19 protein-coding genes are annotated in these 21,750 nt (G+C 34.2%); 18 read left to right on the top strand and 1 reads right to left on the bottom strand.

Going from position 1 to position 21,750, the window contains the following annotated elements; genetic code table 11:
- Positions 1–572 precede the first annotated feature (572 nt).
- From KRR19_RS11110 to fumC, 9 genes are all read left to right on the top strand, one after another.
- Positions 573–1,631 carry a PTS sugar transporter subunit IIC gene (locus KRR19_RS11110; protein WP_002481302.1) on the top strand — a complete coding sequence of 353 codons (1,059 nt, stop codon included), beginning with the start codon at positions 573–575 and terminating at the stop codon, positions 1,629–1,631.
- A gap of 148 nt (positions 1,632–1,779) precedes the next feature.
- On the top strand, positions 1,780–3,255 hold the full coding sequence (locus KRR19_RS11105) for an ABC transporter substrate-binding protein/permease (protein WP_023016265.1): 1,476 nt from the start codon (positions 1,780–1,782) through the stop codon (positions 3,253–3,255).
- The gene (locus tag KRR19_RS11100) at positions 3,248–3,970 is read left to right on the top strand and encodes an amino acid ABC transporter ATP-binding protein (RefSeq protein WP_156666843.1); all 723 of its coding nucleotides are present in this window, start codon (positions 3,248–3,250) and stop codon (positions 3,968–3,970) included. Before KRR19_RS11105 ends, KRR19_RS11100 begins: the two co-directional genes overlap by 8 nt.
- Positions 3,971–4,264: 294 nt before the next feature.
- On the top strand, positions 4,265–5,017 hold the full coding sequence (gene argB, locus KRR19_RS11095) for an acetylglutamate kinase (RefSeq protein ID WP_156666842.1): 753 nt from the start codon (positions 4,265–4,267) through the stop codon (positions 5,015–5,017).
- 122 nt (positions 5,018–5,139) lie between these two features.
- On the top strand, positions 5,140–6,264 hold the full coding sequence (gene queG / locus KRR19_RS11090; protein WP_216733632.1) for a tRNA epoxyqueuosine(34) reductase QueG: 1,125 nt from the start codon (positions 5,140–5,142) through the stop codon (positions 6,262–6,264).
- A 5-nt stretch (positions 6,265–6,269) separates the two neighbouring features.
- Positions 6,270–6,740: a tRNA (uridine(34)/cytosine(34)/5-carboxymethylaminomethyluridine(34)-2'-O)-methyltransferase TrmL gene (gene trmL / locus KRR19_RS11085; protein WP_002481297.1), complete on the top strand. Its 471-nt coding sequence runs from the start codon at positions 6,270–6,272 to the stop codon at positions 6,738–6,740.
- A 156-nt stretch (positions 6,741–6,896) separates the two neighbouring features.
- Complete coding sequence (locus KRR19_RS11080; RefSeq protein ID WP_002481296.1) at positions 6,897–7,496, top strand: 6-phosphogluconolactonase; 600 nt, start codon at positions 6,897–6,899, stop codon at positions 7,494–7,496.
- 132 nt (positions 7,497–7,628) lie between these two features.
- Positions 7,629–8,042 (top strand): hypothetical protein, encoded by a 414-nt coding sequence (locus KRR19_RS11075; RefSeq protein WP_002481295.1) that lies wholly within the window; start codon positions 7,629–7,631, stop codon positions 8,040–8,042.
- Positions 8,043–8,200: 158 nt separating this feature from the next.
- On the top strand, positions 8,201–9,589 hold the full coding sequence (fumC, locus tag KRR19_RS11070; RefSeq protein ID WP_023016261.1) for a class II fumarate hydratase: 1,389 nt from the start codon (positions 8,201–8,203) through the stop codon (positions 9,587–9,589).
- Between the two features lie 64 nt (positions 9,590–9,653).
- Here the strand turns inward: fumC and KRR19_RS11065 are convergent, their stop codons facing one another.
- Positions 9,654–10,481, bottom strand: coding sequence for an RluA family pseudouridine synthase (locus KRR19_RS11065; protein WP_216733631.1), 828 nt, complete (start codon positions 10,479–10,481; stop codon positions 9,654–9,656).
- A 136-nt stretch (positions 10,482–10,617) separates the two neighbouring features.
- On the opposite strand from KRR19_RS11065, the gene KRR19_RS11060 reads away from it, so the two are divergent.
- The 9 genes from KRR19_RS11060 (at position 10,618) to yhaM (ending at position 21,725) form a co-directional block, all read left to right on the top strand.
- Entirely contained in the window at positions 10,618–11,772 is a 1,155-nt protein-coding gene (locus KRR19_RS11060; RefSeq protein WP_216733630.1) for a GAF domain-containing sensor histidine kinase, read from the top strand.
- A complete protein-coding gene (locus KRR19_RS11055; protein ID WP_023016258.1) occupies positions 11,747–12,373 on the top strand; it encodes a response regulator in 627 nt (208 codons plus the stop codon). Before KRR19_RS11060 ends, KRR19_RS11055 begins: the two co-directional genes overlap by 26 nt.
- A 145-nt stretch (positions 12,374–12,518) precedes the next feature.
- On the top strand, positions 12,519–13,793 hold the full coding sequence (locus KRR19_RS11050; protein WP_002481290.1) for a dicarboxylate/amino acid:cation symporter: 1,275 nt from the start codon (positions 12,519–12,521) through the stop codon (positions 13,791–13,793).
- 408 nt (positions 13,794–14,201) lie between these two features.
- Positions 14,202–14,666, top strand: coding sequence for an XRE family transcriptional regulator XdrA (gene xdrA / locus KRR19_RS11045; protein WP_002481289.1), 465 nt, complete (start codon positions 14,202–14,204; stop codon positions 14,664–14,666).
- A 198-nt stretch (positions 14,667–14,864) separates the two neighbouring features.
- Positions 14,865–15,995, top strand: a complete 1,131-nt coding sequence (locus KRR19_RS11040; protein WP_216733629.1) for a DUF445 domain-containing protein — start codon at positions 14,865–14,867, stop codon at positions 15,993–15,995.
- A gap of 131 nt (positions 15,996–16,126) precedes the next feature.
- The gene (locus KRR19_RS11035; protein WP_002481287.1) at positions 16,127–16,480 is read left to right on the top strand and encodes a YlbF/YmcA family competence regulator; all 354 of its coding nucleotides are present in this window, start codon (positions 16,127–16,129) and stop codon (positions 16,478–16,480) included.
- Positions 16,481–16,663: 183 nt separating this feature from the next.
- Positions 16,664–17,854, top strand: a complete 1,191-nt coding sequence (locus KRR19_RS11030) for a metallophosphoesterase family protein (RefSeq protein ID WP_216733628.1) — start codon at positions 16,664–16,666, stop codon at positions 17,852–17,854.
- A complete protein-coding gene (locus KRR19_RS11025; RefSeq protein ID WP_156666685.1) occupies positions 17,851–20,787 on the top strand; it encodes an AAA family ATPase in 2,937 nt (978 codons plus the stop codon). The genes KRR19_RS11030 and KRR19_RS11025 overlap by 4 nt, the downstream gene beginning before the upstream one ends.
- Positions 20,784–21,725, top strand: coding sequence for a 3'-5' exoribonuclease YhaM (gene yhaM / locus KRR19_RS11020; RefSeq protein ID WP_023016255.1), 942 nt, complete (start codon positions 20,784–20,786; stop codon positions 21,723–21,725). The genes KRR19_RS11025 and yhaM overlap by 4 nt, the downstream gene beginning before the upstream one ends.
- Positions 21,726–21,750: the final 25 nt, after the last annotated feature.

The raw sequence follows: 21,750 nt of genomic DNA, 5'->3' as shown, positions 1-21,750 counted from the left end.
TAGACATAGGCGCATTATCTCCTTAATTATTGGTTGTAGGATACTTCTAATTATAGAGATAATTGCGCTTTTTTTGTATCAAAAATAGGACTAGTGATTATCACCAGTCCTAAATAGTATAGAGCCTTTTTTATATACTAAGTAACGTTTAAATATATAATTTTGGTCACGTTATGGACACTTATAGTATTGTTAATAGATATTTTGATCATAGTTATTGATTATAAATAACTGGTTATATTTAAAGGCTTTACATTGACTGTTTCAAACTTTTCCTTAAAGCAATGACTATATTGACGTAAAGTAATATCTGTTGATGTATAGTCTGGACTTTTAAGATATTCAAGAATTACCTTGTTTATTCCATTCTAGAAGTGAAGTTGTTTTAATTATCTGATACAAAAATTTAAAAACTTATATAGAAAGCGCATTAACTATACTTATTAAATATATGATTTGATATGCATATGTAACTTTATGTTACCTTTGTTCCGTTTTTCGTATTGTTGCTTTGATAGAATTATTATAGAATAAAAGCAATAGTTAAAGAACGGAGGATAAATTTACATCTTATGGCTAAATCAGAGTTAAACACAAAAGTATTTTTTAGTAACATATTGAATGCGGTAGGAGCAGGCGTTGTAGTTGCTTTGTTACCGAACGCATTACTAGGTGAAATCCTTAAGTTTTTCATGAATGGAAATCATTATTTAGAATTAATTTTTCAAATCGTTATAGCAATACAATCTTTTATGGCGTTTATTATAGGTGTCTTAGCGGCACATCAATTTAAATTCAGCGGTCCGTCTGCTGTCATGATAGGTACTTCTGCAATGATAGGTTCTGGTGCAGTACAATTCACTTCGAAAGGCTTAGCTTTAAAAGGTATTGGGGATATTATCAATATCATTATCGTTGTGATGATTGCATGTGTGCTTGTATTGCTTTTAAGTGGTAAATTAGGTTCACTTGAAATGATCATTTTACCTGTAGTGATTCCTGTCGTTTCTGGTTTTATCGGTTTAATGATTTTACCATTTGTATCTCATATCACTAAAGCATTAGGTGCAATGATTCATTCATTTACGGAATTAAATCCATTATTGATGAGTATCTTAATCGCAATGACTTATGCTTTGTTAATGGTTACGCCAATTTCATTGGTAGCGATTGCGACTGCCATTTCGTTATCAGGCTTAGGCAGTGGTGCAGCAAACTTAGGTATCGTTGCAGCATGTGTAACATTCATTTGGGGCTCGTTGCCAGTCAATAAAGCAGGTGTCAATATCGTATTGATCATTGGTGCAGCTAAAATGATGATTCCTGTATATTTCAAACATTTGATTATCGCAGTACCATTAGCTTTAAATGGTTTAGTTGCTGGTCTTGTAGCATACTTTATCGGCATCCAAGGAACACCAATGTCAGCAGGATTTGGCTATACAGGACTTGTAGGCCCGATCAATGCGTTTAACCGAATGGAAGGCGATTCATTTACAAATATTGTATTATTAGCATTTGGTTACTTTATCATCCCATTTGTTTCTGGTTTTATTATCCATCAAGTATGTAAGAGAATTTTACCAGGTTATAACAATGAAATTTATAAATTTGATATACCTAAACAATAAATCTTTGGCCTTGTTCAAATCCGAACAAGGCTATTTTTATGCAGTTTTTTATATGAGTAACTCAAGTTTTCAGAAAATTTAAAAATACCTATTGCATATTGATACAACTATATGTATAATAATTCCATAAGTTAAGGAGGACATCGCTATGATACAACATAAAGCATTAAACATAATTAAAGTATTCATATGTACGGTATTTTTACTCGGCATCATTTTACCGCTATTTAATTTAAAGGCAAATGCTGAGGCACAAGACCCCGTATGGGAAAAGATTAAACAAAGAGGGGAATTAAGAGTAGGACTATCTGCTGACTATGCGCCATATGAATTCGAATCTTCGAAAAATGGAAAACGAGAATATGTCGGCATTGACGTTGAATTAGCTAAGAAAATTGCTAAAGACAATCATCTAAAGCTAAAAATTGAAAACATGTCATTTGATAGTTTACTAGGTGCTTTGAAAACAGGAAAAATCGATATGATTATTTCTGGAATGACACCAACACCAGAACGTAAAAAAGAAGTAGACTTCTCAGATTTTTATATGAAGTCTGGACAATCCATCATTGTTAAAAAAACTGAGATCGATAAATATAAATCATTACGTGATTTTGACAATAAAAGAATCGCAGCACAAAAACAAACGACTCAAGAGCAGTTAGCAAAAACAGAAATCGAAAATGCTGATGTTCACTCATTAACACGTCTACCAGAAGCAATCATGTCTTTAAAAAGCGGCAAAGTAGATGGTGCAATTATTGAAAGACCTGTAGCAGAGGCTTACTTACAACAAAATCCTGAATTAGGATTTGCGAAAGTTAAATTCCATGAACCTGATAAAGATAATTCAATTGCGATACCTAAAAATGCGCCGGTATTACTAGCGCAAGTAAACAAATCAGTTAAAGATGTAAAAGATCAAAACTTGATTCCGAAATATAAAGATATCGCAGCACAATCTATGGAAGAAGAAGGAAACTTCTTTACTAAGTACGGTTCATTCTTTTTAACAGGTATTAAAAATACAATTTTAATTTCTATAGTCGGTGTAGTATTTGGTGCTTTATTTGGCGCATTCTTCGCTTTAATGAAATTAAGTTCAATAAAACCTTTAAAATGGTTAGCTTCTGTATACATTGAATTTATCAGAGGTACACCATTACTTGTACAAGTATTCTTAGTGTTCTTCGGTACAACTGCTGTATTGGGTTGGGATATCTCAGCGCTAATTTGCGGTATGATTGCGATGGTTATCAACTGTGCTGCATATATTGCAGAAATAATTAGAGCGGGTATTAACGCTGTTGATAAAGGCCAAACAGAAGCAGCCAGAAGTTTAGGTTTAAGCTATGGCCAAACAATGAAAACAATTATTTTACCTCAAGCAATTAAAAATATTTTACCAGCATTAGGTAATGAGTTTGTGACAGTTATTAAAGAATCATCTATTGTGTCAGTTATCGGTGTCAGTGAGATTATGTTTAATGCCCAAGTTGTCCAAGGTGCATCTTTTGATCCATTTACGCCATTACTTGTAGCAGCAATTCTTTACTTTGTATTGACCTTTGTATTATCAAGAGTCATGAACTTCTTTGAAGGGAGAATGAAAGTCAGTGATTAATATTAAACATTTAAAGAAAAACTTCGGCAGTAATGAAGTTTTAAAAGACATTGAACTAGAAATTAACGCAGGAGAAGTAGTGGCGATTATAGGACCATCTGGTGGAGGTAAAAGTACTTTATTAAGATGTATTAATCTTTTAGAGCAACCAGATGGCGGAGAAATTAACTTTGAAGGTACTAATATTTTAGGTAAAGATGTGAAAGTAAATGAATTACGCCAAAAAATGGGCATGGTTTTTCAAAACTTCAATTTATTTCCGCATAAAACCGTCTTAGAGAATATCATGTTAGCACCGAAGTTACTAAAACATACAGATTCAACAAGTTTAAAACAAGAAGCACAAGAACTTTTAGATAAAGTAGGTTTATCAGATAAAGGAAATAGTTATCCAGCACAATTATCAGGAGGTCAGAAACAAAGGGTTGCGATTGCTAGAGCGTTGGCAATGCATCCAGATGTATTACTCTTTGATGAACCGACTTCTGCACTTGATCCAGAAGTAGTTGGAGATGTGCTTCAAGTTATGAAAGACCTTGCGAAAGAAGGCATGACCATGGTTGTGGTAACACACGAAATGCAGTTTGCGCGTGATGTCAGTGACAAAGTGGTATTTATGGCAGATGGCATTGTAGCTGAAGCAGGTACGCCTTCACAAATTTTCGGTAATCCGCAAAATGAAAGAACGCAACAATTTTTAAAACGTGTATTATAACGAACAGCAAGCAGCCATGATGATGAATATAACGTTATTGTTTAGAGCAATGACCCTTTTAAACTAAATTAGTTATTTCATCATCTTCTTGCTGTGATGCTTAAATATATGCATCACTTTATAAAACATATCATCCAGTAAAAGACACATTTCTATACCTCTATTATAAAGATATTATGTTTACTGATTAACAAAAATCAAAATAGATTATGGCGTTAACTTTTTAAACCAGTTTAAAAGATAAGTATAGGTATATGTCATTCAACTAGAGAAAGGGATAAAAGTGATTGATTCATGAAATTCATTGTTATAAAAATCAGTGGTAGTATTATCAATCAATTAGCATCTACGACATTTAAACAAATTGCTGATCTTAGAAGTAACGGACTGTATCCAATTATTGTGCATGATGGCGGTCCGAAGGTAAATGAAGCATTAATAGAAAATGGTATTGAAGCGGAATATATCAATGGCATTAGGAAAATCAATCTTCCAACCTTAAATATTATAGCCAATACTTTATTATGCAAAGTCAATGTTGACGTAGTGGAAGAAGCAAATGAAGTTGCACAAGATTTCATTGGCATTAACGGGGCATATTTTCCAATATTTGATTGTCGTCCTATTTCTAAAGAACTAGGTTTCGTAGCCGAACCAGAAAATATCAATCGAGAAGTTTTTAAACAACTTTGCACGAATTATATTCCAGTCGTTGCTTCTATCGGTCGCTATCATAATCAATTTTATAGTATTAATGCAGAAACACTTGCTTATAAAATTGCCGCAACATTACAATCACCTTTAATCATTTTAAGTGATATACCAGGTGTACAAAATCAAGGTGAGGTTATTTTTGATATTCAACTTTCTGAATTAGACAAATTAATCAACTCTAAGATGATTAGTGATGATATGATTCCAAAGTTGAAAGACGCATCGAAAGCACTTAGTGCAGGCGTTAAAGAAATCGTGATTGCGCCAGGTTATGAAGAGAATATGATGAGACAGTATTTTGATGGACAACCCGTCGGCACAAAAATTCATTAATAATTATCAACAAGCTGATATCTACAGAAAGGTATCAGCTTTAATTTTTGAAGAAAATTTAACTTGTATCTATGTATTGTGTGTTAAAATACAAAATGGACCATGGATATGGAGGCATTATGGTGGATAATAAACAATTAAAAAAAGATATTATTGAATATGCCCATCAAATCGGGATAGACAGTATCGGTTTTACAACTGCTGATCCATTTGATGAGCTTAAACAAAAGTTAGTGGACTATCATGCCAAAGGATATGCATCTGGTTTTGAGGAATCAGATATTGAATTAAGAGTGAATCCTAAGTTGTCTATGCCGACTGCAAGATCCATTATTGCTATCGCAGTAGGTTACCCAAACAAATTGAAGGGTGCACCGAAAAGTGTTCGAGGCGATCGTAGAGGGATGTTTGCGCGTGCTTCATGGGGACAGGATTATCATACAATCATGCGAAAACGCTTGGATAAATTAGGTGAGTATATCAAGTCACGCGTACCTGATGTAGAAATGTTATCTATGGTAGATACAGGTGTATTATCAGATCGTGCTGTGGCTGAACGTGCCGGATTAGGTTTTACAGGAAGAAATGGCTTTGTTATCAATCCTGACTTAGGGACATGGACCTATTTAGGTGAAATGTTAGTCAGTATTCCATTTGAGCCAGACGACCCATTGCTCGACAGTTGTGGAGATTGTACGATTTGTGTTGACCGTTGTCCAACTGGTGCATTAGTTGGGAACGGACAATTAAACAGTCAGAAATGTATTTCATTCCTGACTCAAACAAAAGGTTATTTACCAGATGAATATCGCTATAAAATCGGCAATCGTCTATATGGTTGCGATACGTGTCAGCAAGTGTGTCCTAAAAATAGGGGGATTAACAAAGAACACGATGATATCGTTTTAGAACCTGAAATATTAAAACCACGTTTAATTCCTTTACTACAAATGAGTAATAAAGAATTTAAGAATACGTATGGACATTTAGCAGGTGCTTGGAGAGGTAAGAAACCAATTCAACGTAATGCGATTATCGCATTAGCACACTTTAATGAAACAGCTGCATTGCCAGAACTAAAAGAAGTAGCGTTAAATGATCCAAGACCGATGATTCGGGCAACTGCTTACTGGGTAATTGGCCAAATTGCAGGTGAGGATGAACGTGATTTTATCGAAGCACATCTCGCCGATGAATTAGATGAAGTACAAGAAGAAATGTTAAAAGGATTAGAAAAGAGGAATTAAGTAACATGACAAACCATGTCGTATTATATCAACCCCAAATTCCTGCAAATACAGGGAACATAGCTAGAACATGTGCAGGTACAGATGCACATTTACATCTAATTAAACCCCTAGGGTTCAGTACAGATGATAAAATGCTGAAACGTGCCGGCCTAGATTACTGGGTGCATGTGAATATTACTTATTATGAAAGTATTGAAGAGTTTTTTGAGAAAACTGATGGACATTATTATCTCATCACTAAATTCGGTCAAACGACCTTTACTGATTTTGATTATTCAAATTCTGATGAAGATCATTATTTTGTATTTGGGCGTGAAACGACAGGGTTACCAGATTGGGTAAAAGAAAAATATGCTGAAACAGCATTAAGAATTCCGATGAACGATCATATTCGTTCATTAAACCTATCTAATACAGCCGCAATCTTAGTCTATGAAGCATTGAGACAACAGAATTATCCACATTTACATTAATGGATATTTGGGTTTGAGTGAAATCAATTAATGAAACAGGTATAATAGAATTAACTATTACGTGTATCTATTGCGTTTACTTCTTTTAAGAACAGGGTAAATAATGTAGCAATCGAAGTGATATACGAACTGAGAACAATTAGAGGAGTGTACATTATGGCAATGAACTTTAAGGTTTTTCCAACTGCAGATAAAGCTGCACGCTATTCTGCAGATATTATCAGAAAGACATTTAATAATAATCCGACAACAATCATGGGTGTGCATCTAGCAGATGACAACGCGCCTGTTTTAGAAGACTTAAAACAAAACGTGTTGCGTCACCCAGTTGATTTCAGTCAAATCAACATTTTAGATTATGATGACAACAAATCATACTACCAAACACTTGGTGTACCAGATTCACAAGTTTATGAATTATCATATAACGATGGTGTCGTTGATTTTATCGAAGAAAACATTAAGTCTAAAGAAAATAAAGCTAAATTCACATTACAAGTTTTAACTATTAATGATAAAGGCAATCTAGATGTTGCGGTAAAATCAGGTGTAATGCCTGCTCGTGAAGTTATTTTAGTTGTCACTGGTGCTGAAAAAGCTGACTTAGTGAACAAATTATATAACGAAAACGGCAACTCAAGCTATGTACCATCTGATTTAAAAGCACACCGTATGGTAAATGTTATTTTAGATGAAGCAGCAGCAGCTGGTTTACCAGAGGATGTACGTCAGTACTTCACTGAACGCTTCGCTTAAGCTGAATAATGCATTATCAATAAATCCGAGTTATGTTGATGAATTGAAACATAACTCGGATTTTAATTTGTATTCAGAGTGTATTTCCTTTATTATTTTGTTGAATGAGTAATTTCAGAAAGGAACATTTCCATGCAAAATCTACATAAACATTGGAAACTCTTAATGTTAGCTACTGTAATTTTTGGATTGTTATCTATCAAAGGTTTTCCAATTGCGTTAGGCGCACTATATTTACCAGTACTCTTTCGTGTAGTCAAACTACAAATGAATTTATCTGAAGGATTAGTAAGTCAACGAGATCCGCAAATGTTTATCAAGAGTAACCAAAAAGGTGTCATTATCAGTGTGATTTGTTGTATTGCGATTACATTTATTTTATTTAAGCCTTTAGGTGATTTTTATAACAGTTTAACGGGCTTTTTAGGAACATTGATTAACATCAGTCCTATTTTATTAGTAATCAGTATTATTTTATATATTTTAACTGCTGTTGCGGTTATTAAAGCTGTTAAACTTCACTTTAAAAGTGTTGAAACTAAATAATATGTATATATAAGGAGTCTAGCTCACTAGGCTCTTTTTTTTAATACGTTTTTAAGTCATAGTCAGACATGAAAGCGTTAACTATATAGAGATTTAATTTAAAAACATTTAATGCTATACTTATGATAAATACCAATCATAAAGGGGAGACAAGTCAAATGTCAGTAAGAATTGAACATGATACATTCGGAGAAATTGAAGTACCTGGTGATAAGTTCTGGGGTGCACAAACTGAAAGAAGTAAACGTAATTTCCCAGTAGGTAAAGAGCGTATGCCGATTGAAGTGGTATACGGCTTTGCACAATTAAAACGTGCAGCAGCATTAGCTAACTTTGAATTAGGTAAATTAAGTGAAGCGAAAAAAGACGCAATTGTCTTTGCGTGCGATCGTGTAATTAAAGGGGAACTCGATGAACACTTCCCACTCGTTGTATGGCAAACAGGAAGCGGAACGCAAAGTAATATGAACGTCAACGAAGTAGTCAGCTATGTAGCTAACGATTACTTGAAAAAACATGGCAGTGAAGAAACAGTACATCCAAATGATGACGTGAATAAATCACAAAGTTCTAATGATACTTTCCCAACTGCAATGCATGTTGCGTTATATCATGAAATTGAAGCTAACTTAGAACCAGCATTAAAACAATTACGTGATACATTTGCGAAAAAAGAAAAAGATTTCCATGACATTATCAAAATTGGTCGTACACATTTACAAGATGCGACACCAATTCGCTTAGGTCAAGAAATCAGTGGTTGGCGTTATATGCTTGATAAATGCGACCAATTATTAGGTGAATCTAAAGCGCATTTATTAAGTTTAGCAATCGGCGGTACTGCAGTAGGTACAGGTATTAACGCACACCCTAAATTCGGTGATATGGTTGCTGCGAATATTAAAGAAAATACAGGCTATCCATTTGTATCTTCTGAAAATAAATTCCATGCATTAACAGCACATGATGAAGTGGTTCAATTGCATGGTTCATTAAAAGCTTTAGCAGCTGATTTAATGAAAATCGCAAATGATATTCGCTGGTTAGCATCTGGTCCAAGAGCTGGATTAGCTGAAATCAGCATTCCTGAGAACGAACCAGGTTCTTCAATCATGCCTGGTAAAGTTAACCCAACACAATGTGAAATGTTAACAATGGTTTCTGTACAAGTAATGGGTAACGATACGGTAGTTGGCATTGCCGCTTCTCAAGGTAACTTTGAACTAAACGTATTCAAACCAGTAATCATGGACAACACATTACAATCTATCTATTTACTCGCAGACGGTATGCGTACATTTGATGAAAACTGTGCGCAAGGTATTGAACCAATCGAAGAAAATATCGATCAGTATCTAAACCGTTCATTAATGTTAGTAACTGCTTTAAACCCACATATCGGTTATGAAAAAGCAGCTAAAATTGCGAAAAACGCACACAAACAAGGTATTACACTAAAACAATCAGCTATTGATTCTGGCTATTTAACAGAAGAACAATTTGATGAGTGGATCAAACCAGAAAACATGGTTGAACCAAAAGAATAATCAATTATCAAAAGATAAATTGAAATTAAGTAAACAAAAATGGAGAGGGCATTTGCCTTCTCCATTATTTTTTGTCATCCAATGAAACAGAAATCTTTTCTTTCGTTAACGGATGTACAAATTCAATTTTATGACTGTGTAAACGTAATTGACGTAATTTAGAATCACCATATAAAGAATCTCCAATAACTGGATGGCCGATTGCGGCTAAATGTACACGGATTTGATGTGTACGCCCTGTGTCCAATTTAATATCCAATTCACATTCATTTTCTTTTAACATACGTGCATCTAAGATATGAGTGATGGCTTGTTGACCCGTCGGTGAAACACGTCTGCGGTTAGGATGGAACTTGTCTTTACCGATAGGTTTATCGATAGTTTGCGGTTTAAGCGGTAGTAAGCTTTTAACTACTGCTTTATAAATTCGTGATATTTGATTTTCCTCTAACATGCGATCTAGTAATTTTTTCATCAATGGATTTTTCGCCACAATCAGTAAACCGACTGTTTCTTGGTCTAGGCGATGAATAGGTTCTGCATAATCACTATCAAGTGTATATATGACATGATTCATCAATGTATTGCTTTCTTTTAAGTCGTTAGGATGTGTTTTTACCCCTTTAGGCTTTTTGATTATCGCAATGTCTGCGTCTTCATAATAGACATCTGCGTAACGATAACTTGGTAAATAATTACTTGTTTCATCTGGAGTCGGGACAAACACTTGATCTCCTTGTTGCACTTTTGCTGAAAGCTGTGCAGGTTCTTGATTAATGGTAATGGCTTTTGACATATTTAATTGATGCAGTTCTTTCTTCGGTAATTTCACATCTTGGAAAATTTCTCTTAATGTATAGCCGTTATATTGTTCAGGTACTTTAAATTCCATAACTTCCTCCTCGATTATTACTTAATATCATAACATATTCTGCGTTGTGATAGTTGCGTGTGCAAGTGGAATGCTATCGTTATAGAGATTGAATCGGTATAATAAAAATAGATTATAGATAAGAGAGGTGAACACTGTGGTTAAACCGACACGTTTGGCATTATTAAAAGAAATTGCAGAATATCTGAATGAAGAAACAGAAATTTATACTATGATGCATGGCGCATTAAAGCTGCTCATTGAAGGCAGTGCATTTACAACAGGCTGGATTTTCTTCATCAATGAAGCCGGAGAACATGAAATGGCAGCTGATTACCAATTACCACGTTCTTTAACGAAACATGATTGCCAAAGTATGCGAGAAGGCACTTGTTGGTGTGTACAAGCTTATCACAGTGAAAAGTTGATGAAAGCCTCTAATATTATTCATTGTTCAAGAATCAGTGCCGCAAATCAAGAATACGCTGATGAATCTGGAGGCATTACACATCATGCGACAGTTCCGCTACGTTCAGGTAATGAACGATTTGGTTTATTAAATGTAGCTTCTCCTGATACAGTAAAGTATTCAGAAGAAGATTTAGAACTATTAGAATCTGTTGCATTTCAAATCGGTTCTACGATTAAGCGTATTGAATTAACGAATAAAGAGAAAGAAGCGGCACGTTTGAACGAACGAAACCGACTGGCACGTGATTTACACGACTCTGTCAATCAGATGTTATTTTCATTGAAGCTGACTGCACATGCAGCACATGGTATGACAGAAGAACCTATAGCGAAAAAAGCTTTCGAAACAATTGAGACTACAAGTCAGCAGGCTGTAAATGAAATGAGAGCTTTGATTTGGCAGTTAAAACCAATCGGGTTAGAACATGGTCTAGTGAGTGCATTGAAACAATACAGTCATTTAATTGGCATTCAGCCAGACATAGAAGTAGAAGGCCTTATTGACTTGTCTAGCAGTGTTGAAGAGCATAGTTATCGTATATTGCAAGAAGCGATGAATAATATTAAAAAGCATGCACAAACGAATCATGCACATGTACTCTTGCATCAACATGAAAATAAGTTTGATATGGTAATCTCAGATAAGGGCGCTGGTTTTAATCCTGACTGGATTGACCAAACCTCCCATGGTATTTATAATATGCGTCAACGTATCAAACAAATACAAGGAAAAATGGAGATAAATTCTAAATTGGGACAAGGGACAACAATACGCTTAAGTGTACCATTGACTCAAACAGAGAAGGAGACAAAACATGAATCAAGTCGTTTTGATAGATGATCATTACATTGTACGTCAAGGTTTGGAATTTTTGATTTCAACCATTGATGATTTAGCTGTACAAGGTTCTTTTGCGAACGGCAAGGCATTTATAGCTGAATTAGAACAAAGTGGACAACATCCTGATATTGTACTGCTTGATTTAGTAATGCCTGAGATGAATGGTATTGAAGTGACAGAATATCTTAAATCACATTATCCTGAAATCAAAATATTAGTGTTAACCAGTTATGCGGATGATGAACATGTGATTTCAGCAATTAATAAAGGGGCAGACGGATATGAAATGAAAGATGTCGAGCCTGAGCAACTAATTACATCTATACATAAAGTTTTGCAAGGAGAAAAAATCATACACCCTGAAGTACAAAAAGTGATGGAAGATGTAGCGAAAAAACCGCATCATGTCAATAAACTCTCTAATCGTGAAAAAGACGTCTTAAAAGAAATGGCAAAAGGTAAAACGAACCGCGAAATCGCTGAAGCTTTATATGTCTCTGAAAAAACGATTAAAACACATGTCAGTCACATTTTCTCTAAATTACAAGTCAGTGACCGTACACAAGCTGCTATTTATGCAATGGAAAATAAACTTATCTAATTCAACATTAAACGTATTTGAAAGGTTAGTCTAATAACTTTCATATACGTTTTTTTATTTTGTGAAAAACAGCACAATAAAATGTATATTTACTATTTATGTAAAATTAGACTATAATAGAACTATACAAAGGGGGATGAGACATATGAAGAGTAAAAAGTTAACAATGAACATTGTCATTGCACTTGTAGCAGGGATTATTATCGGATCCATTTGCGACATTTATGCAGACACAAGTTTAGTAAAAGGGGTAGACCAATATTTCTTTAACACAGTAGGTCAAATATTTCTAAACTTAATCTTTATGCTCGTAGTACCAGTCGTATTTGTATCGATTGTATTAGGGGTAGTTGGTGTCGGTGATCCGAAATTATTAGGCGGTATCGGCTTAAAAACACTAGTGTTTTTCTTATGTACGACAGCGATTGCGATTACAATTGCGATTGTATTGGCATTAGTGGTAAAACCAGGCGCAGGCCATTCAGACTTAATGAAAAGTACCGAGGTAGCTTCATATCAAAAAACGTTAGATAAACAAAGTGAAGGGGCAGAAGCACCGGCAAATCAAACTTTTGATCAAACTTTAATCAATCTGTTTCCAAAAAATCCAATTGAATCGATGACTCAAGGTAATATGTTGCAAGTGATTACGTTTTCGATTTTCATTGGGATCGGGATGATGGTATTAGGTGATAAAGCTTTAGTCGTCCGACAGTTTTTTGAACAATTTAACGAGATACTGATGTATATTATTTCAATGATTATGCGTGTGTTTGCGCCGATTGGAACGTTCTGTTTAGTAGCACATGCATTTACAGGAGCTGGACTTGGTGCAATCAAACAACTAGGTTTATACTTCATTGTTGTATTAGCTGCTTTAATTCTACATTTCTTCTTAATTTATGGCGGTACAATCAAATTTATCGCTAAAGACAGCCCAATCAAATTCTTTAAAGGATTTATTCCAGCGATTACGATTGGTTTCGGCGGTTCAAGTTCTAATGCGGCACTGCCAGTTTCAATGGAATGTACCAAGAAAATGGGGGTACGACCAGCTATTGCGTCGTTTGTACAACCACTTGGTGCAACTATCAATATGGATGGTACGGCTATCATGCAGGGGGTTGCAACCGTCTTTATCGCACAAATTTCAGGTGCGCAACTAACAATCTTACAAATTTTAACAGTGATTGTGATTGCGGTCATTGCAAGTATTGGTACAGCAGGGGTGCCTGGTGTAGGATTAATTATGTTAGCAATGGTACTTACAGCTGTTGATTTAAATCCTGCCGCAATTGGTATTATTATTGGTATTGACCGACTCTTAGACATGACACGTACAGCTGTAAATATTACAGGGGATGCAGCATGTGCGTTTATGATTTCTAAGCAAGAAGATAGAAAAGCAATCAGTTCATAGTATATGACAGGGGATTGAGATGTTCTAGCAACGTCTCGGTCTTTTTTTTATTTTGTGAAAATATGACTTAACTGTGAAAAGAATATTTCTACTTTAAGGTAAAATTAACTTAAAATGTAAAAATCACTTGAAATATCGCAAATTTTCGCCATAATAGAATAAGGGTATAAAACCACCAGATCAAGCGTAACCAATTCCGTTAAAATGTAAGGAATTGGCAAATATATAACTTATGACGTGTTTGATTATTTAGACAATTTCGGCTTTATCAAAATACGTCATAAAAGCAAAATTCGCTCTTTTAATTTTTCGCATTTTGTATTAAGATGTAATTTGTGTTTCAAGAATTGTGTATTATTGCAATTTCTTGCGTACGGAAAGATTACACAATAGAAAGGTAGAGTAATAATGGACAGACAAAGTTTTACAGATTTAATTCAAACTAAGTTCAAGATGGTGAGAATAGAAGCGGGCTACACTCAAGATACGATGGCTCAAACAATCGGACTATCAAAGAAAACACTCGTACAAATTGAGAAAGAACGCGTTTTACCAAATTGGACTACATGTGTTTCAATTTGCGCTTTATTCAGAGACTCTGATGTCTTAAATAGTACTTTTGGATGTGACCCCCTTGAAATCGTCCAAACAATTTCTAGAAACCACTGTGCATATCCTAAACATGCCACAACAAGTGATATCTACTGGAATACATTAGATTCTAAAAATGGATTTATCCTGCAAAGTAATAAAGTCAGTGAAATCTACCGTGTATTAAATCAAAACAAACAACCTATTTTTGGTACTTCTAAATTAAGAGAAGCTGAAACATATTTCGGAAGAATCTCTAAAGATGAATTAGTACATGCTTAATTCAATACGATAAATAAGTGATAACAGAATCTCTAATAGAGGTTGATACACTTTTTATCCCATGTATGACTTTACTTAAAAGATTGATGGCGTTATTCCATCAATCTTTTTTTGCGTTTAGAAACATCTGAATTGTGAATGTAAAGAGATATATTGTAATATTAAACCTACGAGTGATTGAAAAGGAGATAAAAAATTATGCACGCATTTTTCGTCATATTATTTATGATTGTAATTGGCGCAATTATTGGCGGTGTTACGAATATCATTGCGATTAAAATGTTATTCCATCCGCAAAAAGCTTATCATATCGGAAAGTGGCGTATTCCATTTACACCTGGATTAGTACCTAAACGTAGAGAAGAAATCGCGAATAAAATTGGTCGCGTTATTGAAGAACATTTAATTACTGAAGCACTGATTAAAGAAAAAATCAGTTCAGCGAGTGCAAGACAAGCAATTGAAGGATTTATTTCACAGCAAATCAATAAACTAAGCAGTGATCGTGCAACTTTGCAAAACTTTGCGCAATCATTAGATATAGATTTTGAAACAGCAGCGCAGCAAAAGGTACAGCAACTGATTGAAGATAAGTTGCAACAATACTATCAAGAACATGGTCAATCCGAATTGCGCACTTTAATACCTAAAGCATTGGAAGCGGAGATAGATGAGAAAGTCGAAAGTTTAACACCATTACTGTGTGATCGTGCACGCATCTATTTGTCTTCTCAAAAAGGGGAACAAGATATCTATAATATGTTAGATACTTTCTTTGAGGAGAAAGGTAAAATTGTCGGCTTGCTTGAGATGTTTATGACAAGAGCAAGCATTGCTGAGCGTATTCAAGTGGAATTGATTCGTCTAACAAATCATCCGAAAGCACGTCAAATTGCAGCACAGTTGATTAGAAATGAGTACCAAACACTAAAAGGTAAACACTTGAATCAAGTCTTATCACAAGCGCAATTTACAAATATCAAAGATAAAATGACTCCAATTATGATGGCGTATATCGATATCCCTCATAAGGTGAACCAACCAATTTCTGAATTAGCACCTGGCTTAGTACAGTATGCTCAAGCACATGCAGCAAGCTTTATTACCGATTTAATTGTAAATAAAGCAGCGGAGCATATTTCATCAATTATGAAACAAGTCAATTTAAGTGCGATTGTTGAAGAACAAATCAATTCATTCGACTTAGACTATATTGAACGATTGATTATTGAAATTGCGAATAAGGAATTAAAATTAATCATGATGCTCGGGTTCTTACTTGGAGGAATTATTGGTTGTTTCCAAGGTATTATTACATTATTCGTTTAAAATGAATCGTGTTGGGAATGTGATTAGTGGCAGTTAATAAGAAATTGGGTAAATGTTTCGACACTGTTATATATTTATGTTATGTTTATTGACGACGTAGTAAAACAATAACTTATAGGAGTGAATTTGAAATGGCAGTAGATTTAAAAGAACAAGCACAAAAATTAGAAGAGGCTTTAAGAGAAAGCAATGAGTATCAAGCAATTAAAGATGCTTATGACAAAGTTAAAGCTAACGAAGAATCTAAAAAGTTATTCGATGAGTTCCGTGAAACACAATTGAAATTCCAACAAATGCAAATGCAAGGACAACAAATCGAAGAAGAAGACTTACAAAAAGCTCAAGAGCAAGCACAAGCAATTGAAAAAGACGAAAACATTGCTGAATTAATGCAAGCTGAACAACAAATGAGCCAAGTTTTCCAAGAAATCAACCAAATCATCGTAAAACCTTTAGATGAAGTTTACGCTGAAGGCGAACAATAATAATTAGACATTTTAACTGTCGGGTGACTTCACCCGGCAGTTTTTTCATGTTTTTGTTATCTGTGTTCTTTAGACGCATAGCAGGCGACTATGGTAAAATAAGATGATACTTTGATTACAAATCAATTGAATTTACATAATTTATATAGAATTTGGATTATATGAAAAAGGAGCTTACTATATATGGTGAAATTTATTCATTGTGCAGATTTACACCTAGATAGCCCGTTTAAAACGCATAGCCATTTAAGTGAAAACATTTATGAAGATGTGAAAAAGAGTACGTATGAAAGTTTTAAGACACTTGTCAATTTCGCATTACAAGAAGAAGTTGATTTTATCGTCATAGCCGGTGATGTCTTTGATGACCATAACCGTACGTTAAGAGCTGAAGTATTTTTAAAAGAACAATTTGAACGCTTAAAGAAAGAGCAGATATTTGTGTATATGTGTCATGGAAATCATGATCCGCTATCAGATAGTGTTGTAACAGACTGGCCAGAAAATGTTTCAGTGTTTGATAAAAATGTTGAGACGTATCAAACCATTACAAAGAATGGTGAAAAGATTTTATTACATGGTTTCAGTTATCAAGATCATGCAAGTTACGAAAACAAATTAGATGAGTATCCTTCTAGCCAAGGAGAGAAAGGCCTGCATATTGGTGTACTGCATGGTACCTATAGCAAATCCTCTACGAAGCACCGTTATACTGAATTTCGATTAGAAGATTTAAACTCTAAACTTTATCATTACTGGGCACTCGGCCATATTCATGAACGTCAACAAATTAATGATATGCCACCGACGTACTATCCTGGTAATATACAAGGCCGTCATTTCAATGAAATTGGAGATAAAGGTTTTCTACTTGTAGAAGGGGACGAATTTAAATTAAATGTTGAATTTGTACCTTCACATTTTATTCGTTTTGATGAAATTAAAATTGAAACAAAACAAACAACAAAGCAAGGCATTTATGATGTGGTACAAAAATTTAAAAATCAAGTCAGAAAACAAGGTAAAGCTATCTATAGAGTTTATTTAGAGATTGATAGCGATGAGCCTGTGTCTTCTCAAGATTTAATGCAAGTAGAAGCAATGTTGAAAGAATACGAAGAAAATGAAAATAACTTCGTTTTTATTGAATCTTTAATTGTTTCTTATAAAGATGATGACACAAGACCACTTGAGCATGAATTTTCTCAAGAATTGAAAGCTGATGACGCAATTTTTACAAATGCGATGAGTGATCTTTACCTAAATCCTAAAGCAACTAAGTTTTTAGATAACTATGATGACTTTGATAAGGTAGAATTGATTAATCGTGCAGAAGCATTGCTTAAGTCAGGTTTAAGAGGTGAGCAATCATGAAGATTTTAGCATTAGATATTTATGGTTATGGTAAGTTCGTTGAAAGAACAATTAAATTTAATAAGTCATTAACACAAATATATGGTGAGAATGAAGCGGGTAAATCAACAATCCAAGCTTTTATTCATTCAATTTTATTCGGCTTTCCGACTAAAAGAGAAAACGAACCGCGCTTTGAACCGAGATTAGGTAACCAATATGGCGGCAAGCTTTATTTGAAGTTAGATGATGGACAAGAAATCCAAGTTGAACGTGTGAAAGGTGCAGCGCAAGGTGATGTTAAAGTCTATCTTGAAAATGGCGGTATCCGTGATGAAGAATGGCTGCAAAATAAATTAAATTATATCGACAAGAATACATATAAAGGCATTTATTCTTTCGATGTTTTAGGTTTACAAAATATCAATCGCAATATGGATGAGAAACAACTTCAAGAATACTTGTTGCAAGCAGGTGCTTTAGGATCCACACAATTTACAACCATGAGAGAACAATTAGAAGCACAAAAAGCAGCGTTATATAAACGTTCAGGGAAGAATCCTGTCATTAATCAGCAATTAGAGCAATTAAACGATTTACAAAACCAAATCAGAGCGCATGAAAGCGAATTGGAATCTTATCATAGTCTGATTGATGAAAGAGATAAAGCTGAACGGCGTTTAGATCATCTTCAACAAAACTTGATGCAATTATCTAAGATGCATGAAGCGAAACAAAAAGAATTAGCATTATTAGATCAAGCGCAAGAATGGAAAGCACTAGAGCATGAATTGAACATCGAACCGCTAGACTTCCCAGAACAAGGGATTGAGCGATATGAAGCATCTAAAGCACGTAGAGATCAGTTGAAGAAAGATATCAGCCTACGCCAAGAAAAATTAACGCAGTTACAACAAGAAAATGAACAAATTGATGTCCCAAAACAATCTGATATCGATGCGTTAAATAATATTGCTAAACAAGAAAATGACATTAAACAAAAAGAAACACAACTACAAGCTCTGAATAAAGAGATTGAAGATAAATCAAGAGAAATCGAAGGTCTTAAATCTAATATTGGTTGGCAAGAAGATCACGATAATATAGATACTTCTGAAAGTATGAAAAGCTTCGTCAGCAAGCAAATTGCGAAGAAACAAGATCTAGCCTCATACATGACTCAATTAGAACGTACTTTAGAAGAACAACAAATAGAACAAGCAAACAACGAAGAAGAAAAGCAACAAGTTGAAGATGCGCTCGTTTCTGATGAAGTATTTGAGAAGAAAAAAGAATATAATCAAAAGTCCATTGAGTTAAATGAAAAGAAAAATCTTTATCAAAAAATGAAAGAAGCTTTTGATTCAGAACAGGCTGAACGAAACCGTAAACAAAAAACAACAAGAATTATCTTTATTGTATTAGCAATTGTCAGTGCTGGTTTAGCAGTCTTCTCATTTGCGACGCAAGCACTTTTATTTGCGATTATCTTCGCTGTTGCTGCGGTAGGCTTTATAGTAGGTGCGATTTTATTCAAGTCATCAGAAATCGGTCATAGTGAAACATTCTCTAATGAAATTTCACAATTAGAACAAGAGAATGCAGCACTCGAAGATAAATATGACTTAGACTTTGATTTAGATGATCAAGCTCGCTTGAGAAATCAACATCATAGTGTAGATAAATCTATCGGTATTTTGAATTCTAAAATTGAGTTGACTGAAGATAAGTTAGCAGAAGCACAACAAAATCATGAACGTTTTGACCAAAATATTCAGGAAGTCAAAGCTGATTTACATGTTTCAGAAAAAATGTCAGATGATTTATTGATTGATGGTATTAAAACAATCGAACGTATTCAATCGTTAAAACAACGTGTTTCTGAATTACAAGAACAACATTCTGCATTGAAATCAGAAGTTGATGCGTTCTATGATCATGCGCAAGCAGTGACAAAAAATCAAATCAGTGATTTTAAATCAGCTGCACTCTTCCATGATACAAATCGTTGGTTGAAACAAGCAGAAGAAAATCAAACAAGATGGAATCGCAATGATGAAGACATCCAACTTTTAACTAATGAACTGAAACAGTTGAATGAGCGTTTAGATGAACATAACCAATCTATTAACAGCTTATTTGATTTTGTGAAAGTTGGGGATGAGGAAGCGTATTATCGTTACCATCATCGTTATGTGACTTACAAAGATAATCACAGTAGATATCAAGATCTTAATAAATATTTAGAAAATCAAAATATGATGTACGATGAAGCATCTGATTTAAGTGATAAAACAAAAGTACAGTTAGAAGAAGAAAATAACAGATTAGCTTCACAAGTTGATGAATATAATGATAAGTATCTTACGTTACAATCAGAAGTCAGCGATTTAACTGCACAAATCAAACATATGGAAACGGATGATACATTAACGCAATTACGTCATCGTTACTATATGCTTAGAAATCAAATGAATGAAAATGCGAAAGATTGGGCAAGCCTCAGCTATTTACAAGCGTTAGTAGATGCACATATCAAACAAATTAAAGATAAGCGTTTACCACAAGTCATTGATGAAGCTACTGAAATCTTTAAACAATTGACGCATGATAATTATACGCAAGTCACATATGAAAATGAGGATGTCAGAGTTAAACATCGTAATGGTCAAATGTATCAGCCAAATGAAATCAGTCAATCAACGAAAGAAGCGTTATACATTGCCTTGCGTTTAAGCTTAATCAAAATTTTGAAACCTTATTATTCAATGCCAATCATTATCGATGATGCCTTCGTTCATTTTGACAAGCATCGTAAAGGTGCTATGATAGACTACTTGAAATCTTTATCAGCAGAATATCAAATTTTATACTTTACATGTTCAAAAGATAATAATATTCCTGCTAAACAAACAGTTATTTTAGAAAAACTAGAAGAAGGAGGCAAAAAATGAGAAATGTAGAAAAGCTTCAACCTGGAGATTCGGTAGATCATTTTTTCTTAATCCATCGAGCTGCTCAGGGTGTTACTGCGCAAGGCAAAGACTATATGACTTTGTATTTACAAGATAAAAGCGGTGAAATTGAAGCTAAAGTATGGACAGTAACAAAGCAAGATATGGAAGTCCTAAAACCAGAAACAATCATTCATGCTAAAGGCGATGTGATTAATTATCGTGGCCGTAAACAAATGAAAGTAAATCAGTTTAAATTAGCAGAACCTGCTGATGGATTATCAGCTAAAGATTTCATTGATGGTGCGCCGTTAACCCCAGATCAAATCAAAGAACAAATTGATTACTTTTTATTGGAAATTGAGAATAGTAAACTTCAACGTCTAACTAGGCATATGTTGAAAAAACATCATGACACGTTTTATGTCTTTCCAGCTGCAAGTTCCTTTCATCATAACTTTGCGAGCGGTTTAAGTTATCATGTTTTAACGATGCTGAAGATAGCTAAAAGTTTATGCGATATCTATCCGATGTTAAATAAAAGTTTGTTATATAGTGGAGTGATTTTACATGATATCGGTAAAGTTAAAGAGTTAAGCGGACCGGTTGCAACGTCATATACGGTTGAAGGTAACTTATTAGGCCATATCTCTATCGCAAGTGAAGAAGTGACAAAAGCTGCAGAAGAGTTAGGTATTGAAGGTGAAGAAGTGATGTTGCTAAAACATATGATTTTATCACATCATGGTAAACTAGAATATGGTTCACCTAAATTACCGATGCTGAAAGAAGCAGAAATTCTAACGTACATCGATAATATCGATGCTAGAATGAATATGTTTGAGAAAGCTTTCAAGAAAGCAAGAAAAGGGCAGTTCACTGAACGTTTATTTGCAATGGAAAACAGACAATTTTATAATCCAGAGAGTTTAGATTAATCTATCTCTTAACAATAAAAAGCTG

This window comes from Staphylococcus sp. CWZ226 (genome assembly GCF_018986355.1).
Taxonomy (GTDB): domain Bacteria; phylum Bacillota; class Bacilli; order Staphylococcales; family Staphylococcaceae; genus Staphylococcus; species Staphylococcus simulans.
This window is presented reverse-complemented; position numbering and strand designations above follow the sequence as displayed.